Raw genomic sequence first — 19145 nt, 5'->3', positions numbered from 1 at the left:
AACGAATCATATGTTCAATAGTATATCTTCAAAGAAACTAAGTCTCGGTACGTTCTTCTGTCTATACATCGCACAGATGGTACCTTCATCCTTTCTCATGACAGCCTTACAGGTAATCATGAGGGAAGGGCAATATAGTCTTGCAACCATCGGACTGCTAAACCTCGTCCGACTACCATGGACGATTAAGTTCCTCTGGTCGCCCTTCATTGACCGACATTGCATAACAGTGGGCGACTACAAACGAACGATTGTCACCACGGAACTGATATATGCCGTTGCACTCTTAGCCACTGGGCTCATCAATGTGCACTCGGAAATTACGCTCGTCATCATCCTTGCCTGCATCTCCATGCTCGCCTCTGCTACACAAGACATAGCTACTGATGCGCTTGCCATACTCGCCTTCAAGAAACACGATCATAGTATGCTGAACAGTATGCAATCTATGGGAGCTTTCGGAGGCGCTGTCATTGGTGGAGGACTATTGCTCATTTTACTTAAAAGCTATGGTTGGAATGTCGTAGTGCCCTGCCTAGCCTTATTTGTTACGATGATGATCATTCCCTTACTGCTCAATACTCATATCAAAATAGAGAATGAGAAACCACGAGAGCGTGCCAAGTGGACGGATATCTTCCGCTTCTTTACACGTAAGCAAATATGGCCACAGATAGGATTCCTAATGCTCTATTACATGGGCATTATAGGTATTCTATCCATGTTACGCCCTTACCTCGTTGATAAGGGTTACGACATGAAGGAGATTGGCTTCCTTACGGGAATCGTTGGTACCACTGCCTCCTTTATTATGGCATGGTTCTCTGGAGTACTCATACGCCGAATCGGAATACATAAAGCACGTATCATCATTGCAGGGCTCATCATTCTGGCACCCGTATATTTCCTTGCAATGACCTTCACCGACTTCAATAAGGTAGCATTCGTCATGGGTATCATTTACATTCAGGCTTGTTACGGACTAGCTACCGTGGTTCTCTACACCTCAGCCATGCGATGCGTTCGCCCTGGCAGAGAGGGTACAGACTTCACGATACAGATTGTAATCAGTCATATAAGCGGGCTGCTCGTTGCCGTACTAGCGGGAACCGTGGCACACCTCTTCGCTTATCGCGGTCTCTACATAGCCGAAACTGCGGTCGCTATCATTAGCCTCATCTATGTACTTATAGCCTTTAGACGGGAGAAGAACTCATAATTGTAACCGAAAATGACACGTACGTGTTACCGAAATGACACATACGTGTAAATGAAATGACTCGTATGTGTTACAGGTGGTAACACATATGTGTCACTGAGCTGACTCGTATGTGTCGCTAAAACGCACTATATTACCTATTCTTAGGTATTGCCGTATTCACCTGTTTTATATACTTTTGCACAGCGAAATATATAACGTTTCAGGATTAATACAAATATCACATGTTAACAAGACTACATTCTTACTTATTGTTGACGGGTACCTTATTATATAGTGCTGCCCTTCCTATTCATGCGCAAGCGCACTCGCAAGGGGAACTGCAAAGAGATAGCCTAATGCAAGACTCGCTATCGAGCACCCCGTTCTTACATGACCAGACATTACAAACCGTGGAGGTTATTGGACGTAACGAAAGGTCATACAAGAACACAAACTCATTCATTGGAACTAAGACGGAAACACCGCTGAAGGACATTCCGCAGTCCATAGGCTACGTAACAAAGGAACTTGTGCGTGACCAAGGTGCAACGACTGTCAACGACGTGGTGAAGAATATCAGTGGCGTAAGCCCTTACACCTTCTATAACGACTTCTCTATCCGTGGATTCCGAACAACAGGTAACCGAAATTCAGGTAACCTCGTCAATGGTATGCGTGCACAAACTAGCCTTTGGAAACAGCAGTCATTGGCTAACATCGAACGTGTAGAAGTTATCAAAGGTCCTGCTTCAGCCCTCTTTGGAAACGCAGCACCAGGAGGTGTCATCAACCGTGTTACTAAGAAGCCGTTGCCCTATAACCGCAATACAGTATCGACTACTGTCGGCAGTTTCAACACCTTGAACACCTATGCCGACTTCACAGGTCCGCTGGATAAGAAGCATACCTTGCTCTATCGACTCAACCTAGGTTACGAGCATACCGACTCCTATCGTGACCTACAAGAGAACACGAATTATATCATCGCACCTTCTTTCTCATTCCTACCAACACACAGAACACGCTTCAATGTCGATGTTGTATATCAGCGTACAGATGGCAAAGTGGACCGTGGTCAGCCAATCTTTGGTGATGGTGACTTGCGTTCAGTGCCTATTAGCCGTTCGCTATCAGCTACGAATGACTACCTGAAAGAGAACCTTGTAAACATCACGCTTGGCGTGACTCACAAGTTCACAGATAACCTCTCACTCAATGCCACTTACCTGAATTCATCCTACGATGAGGACTTACGTGAGCACAACCAAGCTAACGCTTACGTGAAGTTAGCAGATGGTTCACAAAGCCCATCACGTATTCTCATGCAATGTCTGATACGTCAGCGCCACTTCCGTAACAATAGTTTTAATACCTATTTCAACTATAATGTGACAACGGGTACACTGCGTCATCGCATCCTGCTGGGCTATGATTACTTCCAAATGGCACAGCAGGCAGGCTCATCTGCTATGACTGCTGGCGGATACCTACTCAAGGATGGAACGACAACAACAGCCTTTAAACCTGCAAACATTGCACGCTACATACTAGACAAGGATGGTAATCCAAAGACCAACGTCCCCTATTATGACTTGACAAGTAATAATAACAACGTGGAGCGTGACTACTCTAAATACATCTTCGTAACAACGGCTCTCTCGCCTTATTTGCAATATTCTCACGGCATCTACCTGCAGGAACAACTTGAGGCAGGACCCGTTAAACTGCTCTTGGGTATCCGCCAGGAATACTTCACAGATATCTTGAATTACAAGACTAACAAGGAGACACGCACCACACAACACGCCTTCATACCACGTATTGGTGCAGTCGTTGCCATTAATCAGAACTTAAATGTATATGGCACTTGGGTAAAGGGGTTTGAGCCACAGAGTGCGTCTGTACAGGGGAATCCTAATACAGGTGGACCTTTCGACCCAGAATATAGCCAACTGTTTGAGGCAGGACTCAAGGGAGAATGGTTCGACAAACGGCTCAGTACGACGCTCTCCTTCTTCCATCTTCAGAAGCGTAACACGCTCTATAATGCAAATGACCCAGCCAACCCAGAACGATTGGAACAGGTGGGTGAAGAAACATCAAAGGGTATAGAAATGGATATAGCAGGCTTCATCTTACCAAACTGGAGTATCGTTGCTAACTATGCTTATACACATGCAGCAATCACTAAGACTGCGACTGACTCAGAAAAGGACTTTGGTATGCAACGTCCTAATACTCCACGAAATGCCTTCAATATATGGTCGAAGTATATCGTTCCTACTGGTGCGCTACGTAACTTTGGTTTCGGACTCGGCTTGAATGCTGTAACCAAACGATATGGACAGGTCGGACGACGTGAGAATACGATTGTTTATCCTGGATATGGCTTGGTGAATGCAGCTTTATACTATCGTCTGCGCAACCTACAAGTACAACTGAATCTTGATAATGTGATGAATAAAGTCTACTGGGTAGGCGGTTACGACAAGCTCCGCTCATTCCCTGGAGCACCACGAAACATCAAGGCTACGGTGACTTATCGCTTCTAACAAATAGGCAACTAGTATTCTCTGAAATAACAAAAGGGCTGAATCACAATAGGTGATCCAGCCCTTCCCGTATATTCATAAGGCTGTCTAACAGTCCTTTCAACTCCTTATATCGAACTAATCCTATCTGCCATATCCACAGCTTGCTTAATCCTGTCGCCCATCCCGATACCATCTTTCAGATTACCTATGATATGCAATCCTGGGTGCGCTTGTTCTATGGTGTCAATAGCATGGAGCCTAGCATCTGTTTCGGGCATATATTGTGGGATAGCATGGCTATGTCGATAAATGCGAATAACGTCTGCACGCGTGCCTTCGGGGTATCCTAACATCGTATGAAGAGACTTATTCACCAATTCCGTAAGCTCTTCATCCGTCTTATTGAGATATTCTGGATGGCGAGCACCGCCAATGAAGAACGCATAATTAGCTCCTTCTTTAGGTGAACGACCTTCGAAGCAAGCGGAAGGCATAAGGATTCCCAATACATTCTGGCGTTCTTTAGAAGGTACCAAACCACCAAAAGCATTCCAATGTACACGCCCCGTATTCCTCATTCCCACTCCAATCTCTATTACAGGAGCATAATAAAGGTTGCTTAAATCATTGAGCTGTTCCTTAGGTAAAAACTCCAATAACTCGGGTAAAGCATAGGCTGGACAAGTGGTAATGACTTGCTCAGCTATTATAGTATTCTCGCCCCAAACTAGTTTCCACTTATCTCCTAACGGCTCTATTCTTAACTCCTTGCAACTCGTTAGGATTCTATCCTCACCTATGACTCTCCCTAACGCAGAAACTAGGTTGCGGAATCCTCCACACGTTGAGAAAACATCCTTCGTCGCACGCTTGTCTCTGGCTGTCTTTGGCTGTTTTGCCAGTGCTATAGAGCCTTTAATAAAGCTCCCATAATGCTGTTCTAGAGCATAGAGCTTAGGCAAGGCGAGGCGAGTAGGTAGCTTATAGGGATCGCCAGCATACACACCAGAGAGGAAAGGGTCGACAGCATAGTCCACAAATGACCGCCCTAAGCGTCGTTCAGCAAGGCTTCCAACACTCTCGTTAGGGTCTGTTCCCTTCTTACGCCATGGTTCACCAAGGATGCGGAACTTATCCTTCAAGGTGAAGAGCGGGGTTGTGATAGCTGACCAAAGTCCAGAAGGCAGTGCACGAAAGCGCCCATCTTTCCATATCAAACGGCACTTAGCAGAACGCTGTGCCACCTCTAGCGCACAATCATCGCCTAACATATCGAAGAGTTCAGCCACCTCTGGATATTTAATAGTACCCGTACTCGGTCCTTGTTCCATAATGAAGCCGTCTATCTCTTCCGTCTGCATGAGTCCACCAATACGCTCAGCCGCCTCCAGTACCACAACATCCTGACCTTTATGACGCAGGTGGGCGGCACAAGTAAGACCAGTAAGTCCGGCGCCAACCACAACTATCTTTCTTTGTTGTTCCATATTATTTATCTTCTATAGAAGCCTCTCGCCCACTCTTCTTTCAATAAAGTAAGGGTGAGATATAAGGTTTTTTATATCGGTTTTGAGAACTTCTTATCAGTGTCTATCATCATTGGATCGAGTGCTGCAGCCACTGTTCTAACAAAGGGATTGCCCTCTCCTGTCATCTCCAACGTATGTTCTGTCAAACGAAGAATACCATCACGTTCCATCTCTTGCAGGCGTTCTACATCATAATTGATAGCCCTTTTCACCTCATCAACAGATATTGCCAAATCCTCTGCAAGATTTGTCCAATCAAGATGATAGTTACACATCAAACGCTCTATGACCTCACGTACAATTCGTTCTCTAGGTGTTAGTTGGTAACCTTTGCGAATAGGTAATGTGCCCTTTGTGACCTCTGCAATATATTCATCTATAGATTTTGTATTCTGGGCATAGGCTGTATCTAACTGACTAATACCTGTTACGCCAAAGGCATACACTTGTCCTGTTGTGCGACGAGTACAATAACCTTGGAAGTTACGATGTAATCTATGCGACCGCAAAGCCTCAGATAGTTCATCATTAGGGAGCACAAAATGATCCAGACCAACACTAAGATAACCTGCCTCATGCAGTACCTCTTTAGCCTTTTGGAACATCAATGCCTTCTCTTCCGCACTAGGGAGACCAGCCTTCTCAAGTATCATCTGGCGCTTAAATATCCATGGGCAGTGACCATAACTAAAGGTTGTAACTCGGTCGGGGCGCATTGCTACTGCACGTTCTATTGTATTCTTGAAGCTATCCGACGTCTGAAGCGGTAAACCAAAAAGGAAGTCCATATTAAGACTAACGCCTGCGCTACGAAGAATAGCCACTATCTCTTCCGTTGGTAATTCAGAAGGTGTACGATTAACGAGCCTTAGTACATCCTCATTGAAGTCCTGAATACCCAGACTAAAACGATTAAATCGTGCATCCAACAAGCCTTGCCAGTCCTTTGACGTTAGATAACCAGGGTGACATTCTATGGCGATTTCGGGCTGCTCTATCGTTGAGAACAAGGATAGTAAATGCTCATTTAGTTCCTTCAAAACACTCACTGGCATAGCAGTTGGACTACCACCACCATAATGAATCTGCGATATACGCCTACTCTTATCCAAGTGGGCTGCCACGAGATCTATCTCTTTATGCAACGCTTGCACATATTCTTCAATCCGCTCCTCCTTAGCCATTGGATAGGAATTACAGCCACAATAATGGCAAAGACGGCGACAGAAAGGCATGTGGAAATAGAAGGAAAGGTTCTTTTCACGCACCTCATTGCTATAATCAACCTCTTTCAGATACTCTTCTCCTGTAAAAGGACGGAAGAAGTTAGCGGGCGGATAACTCGTATAACGAGGTACAGACACATTGTATTTATCAATTAGTTCTTGCTTCATTCGTCGAAATAAATTATCCGACAAAGGTACGGATAAGCCTTAACATAAACAATCCTCATTTATGAGGAAAGCGTTTTACACTTCACTTCTAGGATAACCCTACAAGGGTTAAAGGCGTATTTTTTCGCAAAGAAAGGCGTAGGTTACATTATTATTTTTGTATTTTTGTGCCGAAGACCTAATTTACTTAAAAGATAAACATCATGAATATAACAACTTCTGAGTTCATATTACGGCTGTTTATAGCAGCTATGTTGGGTGGAGCTATCGGACTGGAACGTGAATATCGTGCGAAAGAAGCAGGCTTTCGCACGCATTTCTTGGTGGCGTTGGGCAGTGGTTTGTTTATGGTTCTATCCCAATTCGGATTCAGTGACGCACTAAGTATGCACGAGCATGTATCACTCGCCCCCAGTCGTATTGCGTCACAGGTTGTCACAGGAATTGGTTTTATTGGTGCAGGAACAATTATCTTTCAGAAACATGTAGTGAGAGGACTTACCACAGCGGCAGGTTTATGGGTAACATCTGCCATTGGAATGACGGCAGGAGCTGGTATGTACGTACTCTCTATCGCAACAACTATCCTCGTTATCCTATGTTTGGAAGCCCTTTATTTCATCTTACAGCACTTCGGAACACGTAATATTAGTGTTACATTCAGCACTCCGAAAGAGCAGAATATAAAGCTTGTTCTACAGCAATTACGTGAGAAAGAGGTGATAATAGACTCTTATGAGATGAATCGCAAAGACACTTCGTCAGGTCATTACTACCTAGTCACAATGGAGATGAAGGTAAAGCGAAATCATTACCAAAGTCATTTGCTCAACTTTATGGCAGAGTTTAAGGACGTGACGGTAGAGACAATGGAATAGAAATGAAGCCTCACCCCCACCCCTCTCCGAATGGAGAGGGGAGTAAATAGCCTCATTTCAAATAGAACAAACAACCCGTTTACTTGTCTATTCGTAAACTTGTCAACCTAACAAACAACTCGTCTACTTGTCTATTCGTAAACTTGTCAACCTAACAAACAACCCGTTTACTTGTCTACTCGTTAACTTTTCAACTCGAAACCACCATCTCCAGAATCTGTACAAGAGGCTTGTAATACCATTACAAAGCACTTGGAGAAGTATTACAAAGCACTTGTAATCTTCTGGAATGCCATTCGGCTGTCCCCACTTTGTAAGTAAATGACACCACAATAAGCAAAACCTAGCCGAGACAAAGCCTTTTGCATGGGGCGATTATCAGCATGAGTATCTATGCGAAGAGCATGAGCTACGGAAGAACAATAGGCGATGATGTCCGCCATAATACCATGAACTCCATCCATAGAAGCCACTCGATGGATAACATAATACGGACTATCATCCAACCAATGACCACCTTCTATATAAGAATAGGTGGGCTCTGGTCCTGGCAAGAAAGCAAAAGTTGCAATGGGAATATCATTCTCACAAAGCAAGAAAGAGCCGTTTCGCTGTATATCCTGCTCTATTGTCTGTTGCGCAGGATAGCCCTTTCTCCACTGACAAAGATTACCAGCTGCTATCATCTTCTCCCTTCCCTGCCGCAGAAAATCCATAATAATTGGTAAGTCATCCATACTTGCTTTGCGAATAGTTCGCCTATCAGAATGGTGCTCAAAATCTATTTTCTGCATACGATTATGTCACTTTTATAAAACGTTAATACAAAGATATGAAGAAAACATCAAAGATAATTGCGAATGAGAGAATTAATATGTATTTTTGTCCACAGAATCGAATACTAACTTTAACAAGCATAGACAATGGAGAATAACCTTACTTTGCGTTCAGCTAATAGGCTGGAGGCGCACCTTAAAAAGAATGCACACGAGTTTACAAAAGATGACATCAAGCAGGTTGTAAGTGACTTGAACATCAGAATGATAAACTTTATGTATCCCGCTGGTGATGGTCGATTGAAGACCTTAAACTTTATGCTTCACTCACCAGAGTACTTGGAGACAATCCTAACTAGTGGTGAACGTGTGGACGGATCGTCACTTTTCAGCTTTATAGCTGCGGCTAGTAGTGACCTTTATGTTATGCCTCGTTTCTCAACGGCATTCATTGATCCGTTCTCAGAAATACCTACTCTTTGTATGCTCTGCTCATTCTTTGATCGTGACGGAAACCCTCTCGCATCATCACCCGAGCACACTCTTTGCAAGGCAATGGCTGCCTTTAAGAAGGTTACAGGCATGGAGTTCCATGCAATGGGAGAGTTGGAATACTATGTTATCCGCGATGATGAAGGTGTTTTCCCAGCTGATGATCAGCATGGATATCACGAGAGTTCGCCCTTCTCTAAGGGTAATGACTTCCGCATGCGTGCTATGCAGTTGATTGCAGAATGTGGTGGTAAGATCAAATACGGGCACTCTGAAGTGGGCAACTTCGTGGAGAATGGACGCTGTTATGAGCAGAACGAAATAGAGTTCTTGCCTGTTCCTGCCAATGAATGTGCCGAACAGTTGCTCATTGCTAAGTGGATTATCCGTAGTCTTGGCTATGAAGAAGGACTCGATGTTACCTTTGCTCCGAAGATAACAGTGGGTAAGGCTGGTTCAGGAATGCACATCCACATGCGCATAATGAAGGATGGAAAGAACATGATGTTAGACAATGGTAAGTTGTCATTGGACGCTCGCAAGGCTATTGCTGGTATGATGGATCTGGCAGAGAGTATCACTGCCTTCGGCAATAAAAACCCAACATCTTACTTCCGCCTCGTGCCACATCAGGAAGCTCCAACGAATGTTTGCTGGGGTATGAGCAATCGTTCTGTACTTGTTCGTGTGCCTTTAGGTTGGACTTCAGGTGAAGATATGTGCCATAAAGCCAATGAGATTGAGCCACTCACACAGCGTGATTACTCTGGTAAACAAACTGTTGAGATGCGTTCACCAGACGCTTCTGCTGACATCTATCAGCTCTTGGCAGGTCTTTGTGTTGCTTGTCGTCATGGTTTCGAGATGGCAAATGCAGAAGAAGAAGCCGAAAGGACCTTCGCAGATGGTGATATTCACGATCCAAAGAATGCCGAGCGTTATGCCACCTTAGCACAATTACCTGATAGTTGTGCGGCGTCAGCTGATTGCTTAGAGCGTCAACGTAAGGTTTATGAAGAGCATGATGTATTCTCTCCTGCTATGATTGATGGTATCATCAAACAACTTCGTTCCTTCAACGATCGCACTTTGCGCCAGGATATTGAAGGTAAAGAAATGATGATGGAAAAGCTTGTTCGTCAGTACTTCCACTGCGGATAATACCCATAAATAGGTCTTTCCCTATAGAACGAGTCCCAGATAACAAATGAGTTACCTGGGATTCTCTTTTATTCTAAACGCCTTTATCTTCTCTTGACACATAGACATAAGACTGCAATATATGCTTAACATTGGCACATACTTTGCCTTTCTATATGCAAATCAAAGTTTAAAAGATAATGAGTTTACTGGATATTTTGAATCACAGAAGGGCTGTTAGACATTATGATGTTGATAAGCCAATTGATAAAGCAGTAGTAAGAAATTGTATAGAACAGGCAACCTTAGCTCCAACAAGTTCTAACATGCAACTTTGGGAGGCTTATCATGTCACAGATAAGAATGTTTTGAAGGAGTTATCCCATGCTTGTTTGGATCAGTTATCGGCACGTTCAGCACAACAGATGGTTGTGTTTGTCACTCGTCAAGATCAATATAAAGAGCATGCGCAAGCTGCACTTGCATTTGAAAGAAACAATATCAAGAGTTATAGTCCCGCCGAAAAGCAAGAGAATCGCATAAAGAAACAGGAGATGTCTTACACAAAATTAATACCTTTTCTTTACTCTCGTTGCTTCGGATTGTGGGGACTTGTCCGCAAGACATTGGCTCAATGTGTTGGATTATTCCGCCCTATGATACGACAAGTAAGCGAAGGTGACCTGCGTGTCAGCGTACATAAGAGTTGCGCATTAGCCGCTCAGACATTTATGTTAGCTATGAGTGAGGCTGGCTATGACACCTGTCCTCTTGAAGGGTTCGATAGTCTTTTGGTGAAGAAAGCATTAAATCTTCCTTACAACGCAGAGGTTAGTATGGTTATTACTTGTGGTATCCGTGCAACTGATGGCGTATGGGGTGCCCGTTATCGTCGTCCTTTCAAAGAAACATATCACCACGTTTAAGGATTCATTCGATACATGTCTATAACGGAAGAATAAGTTTTTATCATCTTCTTTGATGTTTTTCAGAGAAAAGAAGTATCTTTGCAAATAATCTGAACAATAGACATGGATAAGGATATAAAAGACTTAAAGATTGCTGTTGCTGGGACTGGTTATGTCGGTCTCAGCATTGCTACGTTACTGAGCCAGCACCATCAAATAATGGCTGTTGACGTAATAAAGGAGAAGGTTGAGCTAATTAACAATCGTCGTTCACCGATTCAAGATGATTATATTGAGCAGTATTTAGCTGAAAAGAAACTGAATCTTACAGCTACGATGGATGCAGAGACGGCTTATAAAGATGCCGACTTTGTAGTCATCGCCACACCAACAAACTATGATCCTGTCAAGAATTACTTTGACACACGTCATGTGGAAGAAGTCATCGAAGTGGTGAAGAAGGTAAATCCTAATGCCATCATGGTGATTAAGTCTACCATTCCTGTGGGCTACACAGAGAACATTCGAACGAAATATAACTGCGAGAATATTCTCTTTGCACCAGAGTTTCTGCGTGAAAGTAAGGCTTTGTATGATAATCTTTATCCCAGTCGTATCATTGTTGGACGTCCAGAAGGTAACGAGCGACTCGATCGTGCCGCTCATCTCTTTGCCCAATTATTACAAGAAGGAGCTATCGAAGAGAATATCCCTACCCTCTTCATGGGGCTTACCGAGGCTGAAGCTGTAAAGCTATTTGCCAATACCTACCTTGCATTACGTGTAAGTTATTTCAACGAATTGGACACTTATGCAGAAGTGAAAGGACTTGACACATCGAACATTATCCAAGGAGTTTGCCTCGATCCACGTATCGGCTCTTTCTATAACAATCCATCATTTGGATATGGCGGTTATTGTTTACCAAAGGATACGAAGCAGTTGCTAGCTAATTACGCAGATGTTCCCGAGAATCTTATCCAGGCTATCGTAGAAAGCAATCGCACACGTAAGGACTTTATTGCCGACCAAGTATTACACACGGCTGGTTACTATGATTATTACGATCGAGGCGATTATAACCCCGATGAAGAGAAGGAATGTGTTATCGGAGTATACCGACTAACGATGAAGTCGAATAGTGATAACTTCCGCCAAAGTTCAATCCAAGGAGTCATGAAACGCATTAAAGCAAAGGGAGCACAGGTAATTATCTATGAGCCAACACTAGAAGATGGCGCCACATTCTTTGGTAGTTTGGTAGTCAATAATCTTGATGATTTCAAGCAACGTTGCCATGCAATCATTGCGAATCGATATGACAAATGCTTGGACGACGTAAAAGAAAAAGTCTATACAAGAGATATCTTCAGACGAGATTAATACTCCTTTCTCCCCCGAAATAGCAAGCACCAAGTGAGTAATCATTTGGTGTTTTTTTCATTTTTGCTGTCACTTCTATCACACACAATAGTCTAATTTCATCCTAAAGAATAATGATTTAAACACAAATTCTTATATATACGAATGGGAAATACCATTCCTACAAAGGTATCCAAGCCTAAGATATTCATTTATTCGATCTTTCAAAGGAAAGATAAAAGCCTTAAATACTAAAAGGGCTTATCTCACGACAAGCCCATTTATAATACAAAAACATTATGAAATAATTTATTTCGCGAACAAGATTATCACTTAATAATTATGGCTTATGTCGCACATTTACAAGTACGACACTTGCGCTCGCAGTACCGCTCGCACTGCACACGTATGTCATAACCCAACATTGCACCGAGAATAAAATCTTCTTCAGGTGATAGTTGGTTAAGGGGTTTCGTTACCATTAACCGAATGGCATCAAGGCATTCCTTGCGTCCGAAGAACAGATTCATGCGATCTTTGCCAACTGGTTGAATGATATAAGGGATATTCTGATGCTCAAGTCGGAGTGTTGCAAATGCTTCATACTTTTTGTTACAAGTATAGAGAACCATCTGTCGAACCCCTTTCTGATACTCATAGATGTGATTCATCAAGACCTTCATATCGGCTGTCATCATATCCGTCATCATAGTTATCCCTTCTATATAATGTAAGATAAATCTTCTTGCTAGATTACAATGCTGGCTTGATAGCCTCTAACCATGCATCGATACGACCTTCTGTTTGGTCATCCTCGTTAACATCATCCAATGCAAGACCAACAAACTTACCATCAACAACAGCCTCGCTATCATCGAATGTATAACCCTCTGTTGATACACCTGGGAGGATGTTAGCACCTTGTGCAGCGTCATAAATCTCCTTCATACCACCGCAGAAAGTATCAGAATAGCTTTCAGCATCACCACAGCCAAAGATTGCTACAGTCTTACCAGATAGGTCGGCTTCTTTCAATACATTGATACCATCATACCAATCGTCCTGTAATTCTCCTGCACCCCATGTTGAAGTACCAAGGATAAGATTATCATTTTCTGCTACAACATCAGCATTAAAGTCTGATACGTTAATAGCTTCAACACCTAACTTCTCAGCGATTGTGTTTGCAATAGCTTCACATGTACCGGTTGATGAACCGTAAACAACAATTGTCTTCTTCATATTTCTTTTACTGATTTAATTTCTTGTTTGTTTATTATTTACGATTGCAAAGATACGATGAAAAACTATTATCTGCAATACCTAAAAGTAATGGTTTATGCAAAATACCTACTTTTAGGGAGCTGTAAGTTTCACTTTACGAACTTTCTGCCATTCTTTATGTATATACCTTTGGGTAGATTCTCTATCGAAGTACCAACACATCGTCCATCCAAAAGGTATATATGGTCATCTGTCACAACCTTTTCTATCTTCGTAATACCTAATGCTTGTTTGCGCAAAACCTCCTTCAAGCCCTTAGTTACATCTATCTGACCATATCCATAGAGGTTATTAGGATAAGAAAGTGACGTATCATAATGCGTACAAGTCTGCTTGAAGATGTCTATACAATCCGCTGGTGTCAACTTTGGATTAGCCTCTAACCATAGTGCGATAGCACCTGTAACAACTGGAGCAGACATTGATGTACCCGCATTCGCATTCCATGCATACGTGCGACCATTATACTCAAAGTGGCGGACATCACTCTTAATATCATTCTTAGCAGAGCCATCCTCCCTCGTTGGAGTACTAATATAGAACGAGCTATAAGCTGAGATTATATTCTGTCCTGGAGCCATAACATCTGGTTTCACTCGACCATCAAAGGTCGGACCAACGGCTGAAAAAGGTGCACGAGCACCATGTTCACCATTATTATAAACCTTCTTCTCACTCAAATAGTTTATAAAACTTGTGCGATAGCCTGTCGCTCCAACAGATATGACACATGGTGCACTTGACGGCGAGAAGATACTATGTGTAAATTCACCAGCATTGAGACTTGGATCCAAAGAATTGGTTTGCAGGTCACCAGACATACGATAGAGTTCGATGTCAGCATCCCTCCCTACTAATTGTAAGGATACACTCGTACTCTGTCCTAAAGCGGTAGACTTAATGAGAAAGTCATAGGCTGTCTTTGTGTGGTTATAACTATTTGGATAGGCAAGAACCTTCCACAAATATTTCTTTCCATCAATAACAACAGAGTCTGTAAACAATGAGTCTCGGGCAGCACACACCTTTGTTGTAGGAATATCAAATACTTTCGGACCATTTGCCACATTATATATAGTAGTACGGAAGACAAATGGCTTTACCGATGTACACGTGAAAGAAGCCGTATGCGGTTCGCCAACAAGAAAGGTTCCTGCCTTCTCCTGCCCAGCTGGCTTATGTATATAAGAACGCTTGGCACCATTATTTCCTGCTGAAGATACTATGATATGCCCTGGTCCTGTCAGTGACGAGAGTAATTCATAATATAATTGGTCATAACCATGAACATCCTGCGTACTTCCTTCACTGAAGTTTATTACACATGGCTTACGCTGTTGGTCGGCATAATCAAAGATATATTTAAAACCCAAAGCATCGGTTGCATAAGTGAATTTATAATAGTCTTTTGGATCTATATACTTAACATTATCCCCTGCAGCATTATCCACTAAGACCAAATCTGCATCGTAAGCAATACCGCGATAAGGCGATACCACGCCATTGCCCTCTGCCCCACTTCCTGCAGCTATACCTGCTGTATGCGTTCCATGAGTCTCTGTCAAGCCATCAACGGGGTGCCCAACTTGCAATAAAGCCTGCTCTCCCACATAGTCACGACCTACATAAAGTCCTGTACCAACACTATCCTTTGACAACTGATCCCACATTGCCTTAATGCGATATCTGCTCATATCTGCAGAATAGAAAGTAGGATGTGTCAGATCGAAACCAATATCTTGTACACCCACAACAACGCCTTTACCTGTATAAGCCTGCGAGAAATCCACTCCTTGTTGAGCAGGCAGAGCATTAATCACTACCGCTGTTGTATCCATTTGAACACTACACCGTTTGCCCGATTCTATCTTAGTTACCTGCTTACAAAGCGACAGTTCGCCTAGTTTATCAAGTGGAATAGCAGCAATACTAATATCCCCGACACGTGCTAACTCACGACATCCATATCTATGCAAGACCTTCTCCGCATCTCCATTGATACGCACAAATGCTGTCAATATACGCTGATCTCCAACAGAACGAGTGAGCCGTCTAGTTGTCAATTCATCCACCATTGCTTCCCGCACAAAGGGCGACATCTTATCAAAAGAGGGTCGCTGTGCTTCGAGTTTGCATACTGATAACAAAAAGATGAGGGATAAAAGAATCCTATACATTTATTTCTTATTTGCGGGTTAATCTATTCCTGGCAATATCATCACCATCTCTATTCGTGATTATTCACCTTGCAAAGGAACAAAAAATAAATGAGATAGGCAAAAGATGTTATCCAGCATCCAAAAAAATATGTTACTACAACCTCGTGTTCATCTGTTACTCTGTCTCCAAAACTTATGTCATTGAAAAAATATGTCTTTATGCATTATGTCTCTAACTCCCATGTTCCTCTGTCTCACACAAAAGCCTCACCCCGTTAGGCGCCCCCCTCTCTGTAGGAGAGGGGCTGGGGGTGAGGCCGTACCACAGAAGCGAGAGAACCAAATTAATACACTAGTTTTGAAAGACATTAATTTCACAATTAATATAATCGATTGTCTTATTACAGAACGATTGATACCCTGAACCAATCTTAAATGCTCCCGTGGTAAAAGCCGACACTAAAGAAAGCCTCCCCAAGCCCCTCCGAAGGAGGGGATGTCCTTAATCCGCTCACATATCTCTAGTTGTTTCAAACTATATCCAATAAGAACATCCCCTCCTTCGGAGGGGCTTGGGGAGGCTTTCTTTCCTAACCAGCCACTGGTCCTCCCTCTTCTTTATTCTCCTTTTCTTTTGGCTCGGGGGCGGGGGTGAGGCCTTGTTTCCTCCTCGCTGGATTATCCACATCAACCTGCAACTCCTTTAACGCTTTACGCACCGGACTCTTCCAAGTCAATGTCAACCTCGGAGCTTTAAGGCTCTTAGCACACACGTCCTTCTCGTCCTCCTCCATCTTTGAGGGCACATTCACACGCAACGAGAAAATATCGCCGAGGTCTAAGCCTGTTCCCATGCGTGCACAGTCCGAGATAATGTTACGCAGCGTGATAATCACATTCCGTGCATCACCCTCCGTCAATGAGGTCTCACGAACAATGCGTTCCAACACCATTTCGGGTGAGATCTTCTGTTGACCTTTCGGTACGGCAATATACACCGTCTTACCCTTCATTTTTCCCATTGTCGCCTTACGAGGCGCAACTTTAAAATCTAGCATTTTCTTTAAGCTTTTAATTAAACATTAGATACTATATATCAACATTACATTGATCTTTTTCATGTGTTTTCTACCCAGCGGTTGGGTCGTCTTGTACCCAGCTGCTGGGTAGCGTCGTACCCTGCCCGTTGGGTAGACCCCCTACCCATTCGCTGGGTACGATTGTACTTCCTCGCTGGGTACGATTATAGTTGTTCGCTGGGTACAAAAAGTAATCAATAAGTATCCGTAAACCTACCACTCGTGAAAGGACAGATGTTCTCTTCTGTCCATGCTGTGTGGATAACTTGATACCATAAGATTTACTTGCTTTTATCATCCAACTAGCTTTCATTTAATCAATCTATTTCTATTCCTTATATGAAGACATCACGCTTCATTATATGAAGACCGTCACCTTGATATAAGGAAGACAGCCGTCTTTATATAATGAAAGTAAATATCATCCAATTTAGAATGGGCGGTATTCGTCTTCGTTGGTAGTCTTCAAAATTGTATAGCCATTATATCTATCAGCTTCACTAAAAAATACTTGATTACTTGTAACAAAAAATATATATGCGGTTTGAGCGTGACTATCACTTGCTGGAGTAGACAGCCAATATATGCCAGCACCACCAACAGCCTGTTGCTGACCAATATAATAGCAACCTAGGAATGGGAGATAAAAATAATCAGATGAGTTACTAGGAATACCTGCCGTAAGACTTGTATTCTTACCTATAGGGTGTCCCCCAGGGTAAATCAGAGAACGCGTATAATCAACTCTATCAGGAGCAGCACCCTTTAATTCTGCTACCGTCTTAGTAGGCGTTTGAGCATCACCTATCTTTTCCAGTTTCTTTAACCACATACCGCCAGTGTATAGATGTCCCATAGTTGCCCAAAGCGTTTTATTATCATAATAAGGATCACCCTGATTAATATACCAAAGGACTGTATTAGCATTCATAAGATCTTTAAAAAGGGCTGTAGTAGGCTCGACTGCAGGAGCAACACCTGTTGGATCTGTATAGCCTGCTAAAGTGTTATTATAATAACGATTAAGTGGATCTCCTGCCTGTGGATAGTTAGCGTTATAATCATTATTCTTTGTAGGCTGCCAAGGATCTGCTGAATCCCACTCATGTCCTGCCCAATAATATTGCTGGGCATCCCACATGTAATAGTTATTTCCTGGATATATTCTAACCTTTAAATCAGCTTTTACTGGTGTATTTTTACCTGCATCAAAGGTTACAGATGGATATGTTTTGGTGATTACTCCCGTAACATTGGTTACAGCATCATGCAAGGTGTATTCTATTGTCAGATTGTTATAAGTACCTGGCTTTACAACCATTGTAGCACCATTGGTAGTATAAGTAGAAACGCTGGGAATAGAGAAGTTACTTACATTCAATTCTACGCTGTTTGAGGTAGTTGTACCATTGCTTAACGTTCCATTATCAGCTAAGTCAAAAGTACCTGCAAGTTGATCAGATGTATTATTGGTATAAATGCGAATCTTTTGTAGCTTTGCTCCTGCAATTACTCCTTGTGCTGTATAAGGCATAAAAGTTACATACGCAGCCTTATGATTTAAAGTAAAGCTGTACTTTCCGCTACCTGTTGCATCAGCTACACCAAAGTCGCCATCGTCTGCAATGTGGGCAGCATCGTTAGGAGTGCTTTGTGCCTGTGAAGCCTTGATAATCACCTTATCACTTGATCCGCTATTACCTGTGTAACGTACTTTGTGTGTAGAACCTGTATAAGTACCGTTTACCCAGAACTTCGCTTTGGCAGTTGTTGTGCTACCGGGGACTGCTGCAATACGAGAAGCAATATCATCTTCTGAGCTTTGGTGATAAGTATTGTTGTCATCCTTTACCCAAATCTTATCGTTTGCAGTCCAATAGAAATCAAGTCCACTGCCAGTGTAAGTGGCTGATGTACGAGTTGAAGGTTCATCCTCTGATGAGAACACAGTACCTGTCTTTGGTGTGTCCTTACCTGCTGTCTTATCTGTGGCAGTGTCATCGTTGGCGCAACTGCCAAAGGCGAGTGCAGTCAACAAGAGTGTGCCGAAATAAATACTTTTCTTAGTCATTATTATTCTGTTTTAATTTGTTTATTACTTGGGTGGAAAGCTATCTTTATTCTTTCCATTCCACTTCTTCGTTCTCGTCTTCATCCTCAAAGAAAGAATGTGCTTTGGCGTTTAACCCGCCGCTGTCACCTGCTGAAGCATGACCACTGCCGCCACCGCTACCAGGGTTCTCAAACGATGTGCCTCGCATTAATTCGTCTTCTGCTAGTTCAAGCCACGTGCATTGAGGTACACAATAGACTTTTCTTTCATTTGTTTTCTCCATTTACCTGATTTTAAAAATAGTTATTATTAATGATTCTCACTTGCTTTACTTCGTGTCACAGAGTTCAAGAGGG

The 19145-nt window shown here is 42.7% G+C and carries 16 protein-coding genes; 6 read left to right on the top strand and 10 right to left on the bottom strand.

Translation table 11 applies throughout. The features are described 5' to 3' along the window. Positions 1–10: 10 nt before the first annotated feature. A complete protein-coding gene (locus O3603_RS02040) occupies positions 11–1219 on the top strand; it encodes an MFS transporter (protein WP_371520062.1) in 1209 nt (402 codons plus the stop codon). A 224-nt stretch (positions 1220–1443) separates the two neighbouring features. Beyond that, complete coding sequence (locus O3603_RS02035; protein WP_371520059.1) at positions 1444–3753, top strand: TonB-dependent siderophore receptor; 2310 nt, start codon at positions 1444–1446, stop codon at positions 3751–3753. A 107-nt stretch (positions 3754–3860) separates the two neighbouring features. On the opposite strand, the gene hemG is transcribed toward O3603_RS02035, so the two are convergent. Both hemG and hemN read right to left on the bottom strand, forming a co-directional pair. Continuing rightward, positions 3861–5222, bottom strand: a complete 1362-nt coding sequence (hemG, locus tag O3603_RS02030; RefSeq protein WP_371520056.1) for a protoporphyrinogen oxidase — start codon at positions 5220–5222, stop codon at positions 3861–3863. A gap of 71 nt (positions 5223–5293) precedes the next feature. Beyond that, on the bottom strand, positions 5294–6658 hold the full coding sequence (gene hemN / locus O3603_RS02025) for an oxygen-independent coproporphyrinogen III oxidase (RefSeq protein ID WP_371520053.1): 1365 nt from the start codon (positions 6656–6658) through the stop codon (positions 5294–5296). Positions 6659–6861: 203 nt separating this feature from the next. On the opposite strand from hemN, the gene O3603_RS02020 reads away from it, so the two are divergent. Next, the gene (locus tag O3603_RS02020) at positions 6862–7536 is read left to right on the top strand and encodes an MgtC/SapB family protein (RefSeq protein WP_371520050.1); all 675 of its coding nucleotides are present in this window, start codon (positions 6862–6864) and stop codon (positions 7534–7536) included. A gap of 263 nt (positions 7537–7799) precedes the next feature. Here the strand turns inward: O3603_RS02020 and O3603_RS02015 are convergent, their stop codons facing one another. Further along, entirely contained in the window at positions 7800–8330 is a 531-nt protein-coding gene (locus tag O3603_RS02015) for an N-acetyltransferase (protein ID WP_371520047.1), read from the bottom strand. 129 nt (positions 8331–8459) lie between these two features. On the opposite strand from O3603_RS02015, the gene O3603_RS02010 reads away from it, so the two are divergent. The 3 genes from O3603_RS02010 (at position 8460) to O3603_RS02000 (ending at position 12235) form a co-directional block, all read left to right on the top strand. Further along, entirely contained in the window at positions 8460–9965 is a 1506-nt protein-coding gene (locus O3603_RS02010; RefSeq protein ID WP_288953407.1) for a glutamine synthetase family protein, read from the top strand. A gap of 179 nt (positions 9966–10144) precedes the next feature. Then, positions 10145–10870, top strand: coding sequence for a nitroreductase family protein (locus O3603_RS02005; RefSeq protein WP_371520045.1), 726 nt, complete (start codon positions 10145–10147; stop codon positions 10868–10870). 105 nt (positions 10871–10975) lie between these two features. Next, a complete protein-coding gene (locus tag O3603_RS02000) occupies positions 10976–12235 on the top strand; it encodes a nucleotide sugar dehydrogenase (protein WP_371520043.1) in 1260 nt (419 codons plus the stop codon). A 326-nt stretch (positions 12236–12561) separates the two neighbouring features. Here O3603_RS02000 and O3603_RS01995 read toward each other — a convergent pair whose 3' ends face one another. The 7 genes from O3603_RS01995 to O3603_RS01965 all read right to left on the bottom strand — a co-directional run bounded on the left by O3603_RS01995 (position 12562) and on the right by O3603_RS01965 (position 19072). Beyond that, entirely contained in the window at positions 12562–12921 is a 360-nt protein-coding gene (locus tag O3603_RS01995; RefSeq protein ID WP_009434826.1) for a DUF2023 family protein, read from the bottom strand. Between the two features lie 46 nt (positions 12922–12967). Then, positions 12968–13456 carry a flavodoxin FldA gene (fldA, locus tag O3603_RS01990; protein WP_288953413.1) on the bottom strand — a complete coding sequence of 163 codons (489 nt, stop codon included), beginning with the start codon at positions 13454–13456 and terminating at the stop codon, positions 12968–12970. Between the two features lie 131 nt (positions 13457–13587). Next, positions 13588–15675, bottom strand: coding sequence for a S8 family serine peptidase (locus O3603_RS01985; protein ID WP_371520040.1), 2088 nt, complete (start codon positions 15673–15675; stop codon positions 13588–13590). A 572-nt stretch (positions 15676–16247) separates the two neighbouring features. Beyond that, positions 16248–16715: a DNA-binding protein gene (locus tag O3603_RS01980; RefSeq protein WP_371520037.1), complete on the bottom strand. Its 468-nt coding sequence runs from the start codon at positions 16713–16715 to the stop codon at positions 16248–16250. A 70-nt stretch (positions 16716–16785) separates the two neighbouring features. Further along, the gene (locus tag O3603_RS01975) at positions 16786–17034 is read right to left on the bottom strand and encodes a hypothetical protein (RefSeq protein ID WP_371520034.1); all 249 of its coding nucleotides are present in this window, start codon (positions 17032–17034) and stop codon (positions 16786–16788) included. Between the two features lie 132 nt (positions 17035–17166). Further along, positions 17167–18807 carry a hypothetical protein gene (locus tag O3603_RS01970; RefSeq protein ID WP_371520031.1) on the bottom strand — a complete coding sequence of 547 codons (1641 nt, stop codon included), beginning with the start codon at positions 18805–18807 and terminating at the stop codon, positions 17167–17169. Between the two features lie 46 nt (positions 18808–18853). Continuing rightward, positions 18854–19072, bottom strand: coding sequence for a hypothetical protein (locus O3603_RS01965; RefSeq protein ID WP_371520028.1), 219 nt, complete (start codon positions 19070–19072; stop codon positions 18854–18856). Positions 19073–19145: the final 73 nt, after the last annotated feature.

This window comes from Prevotella sp. 20925_1_30, from assembly GCF_041433025.1.
In the GTDB taxonomy this organism is placed as follows: domain Bacteria; phylum Bacteroidota; class Bacteroidia; order Bacteroidales; family Bacteroidaceae; genus Prevotella; species Prevotella vespertina.
Note: the sequence above shows the minus strand (reverse complement) of the source record. Positions and strands in the feature narration are given on the sequence as shown.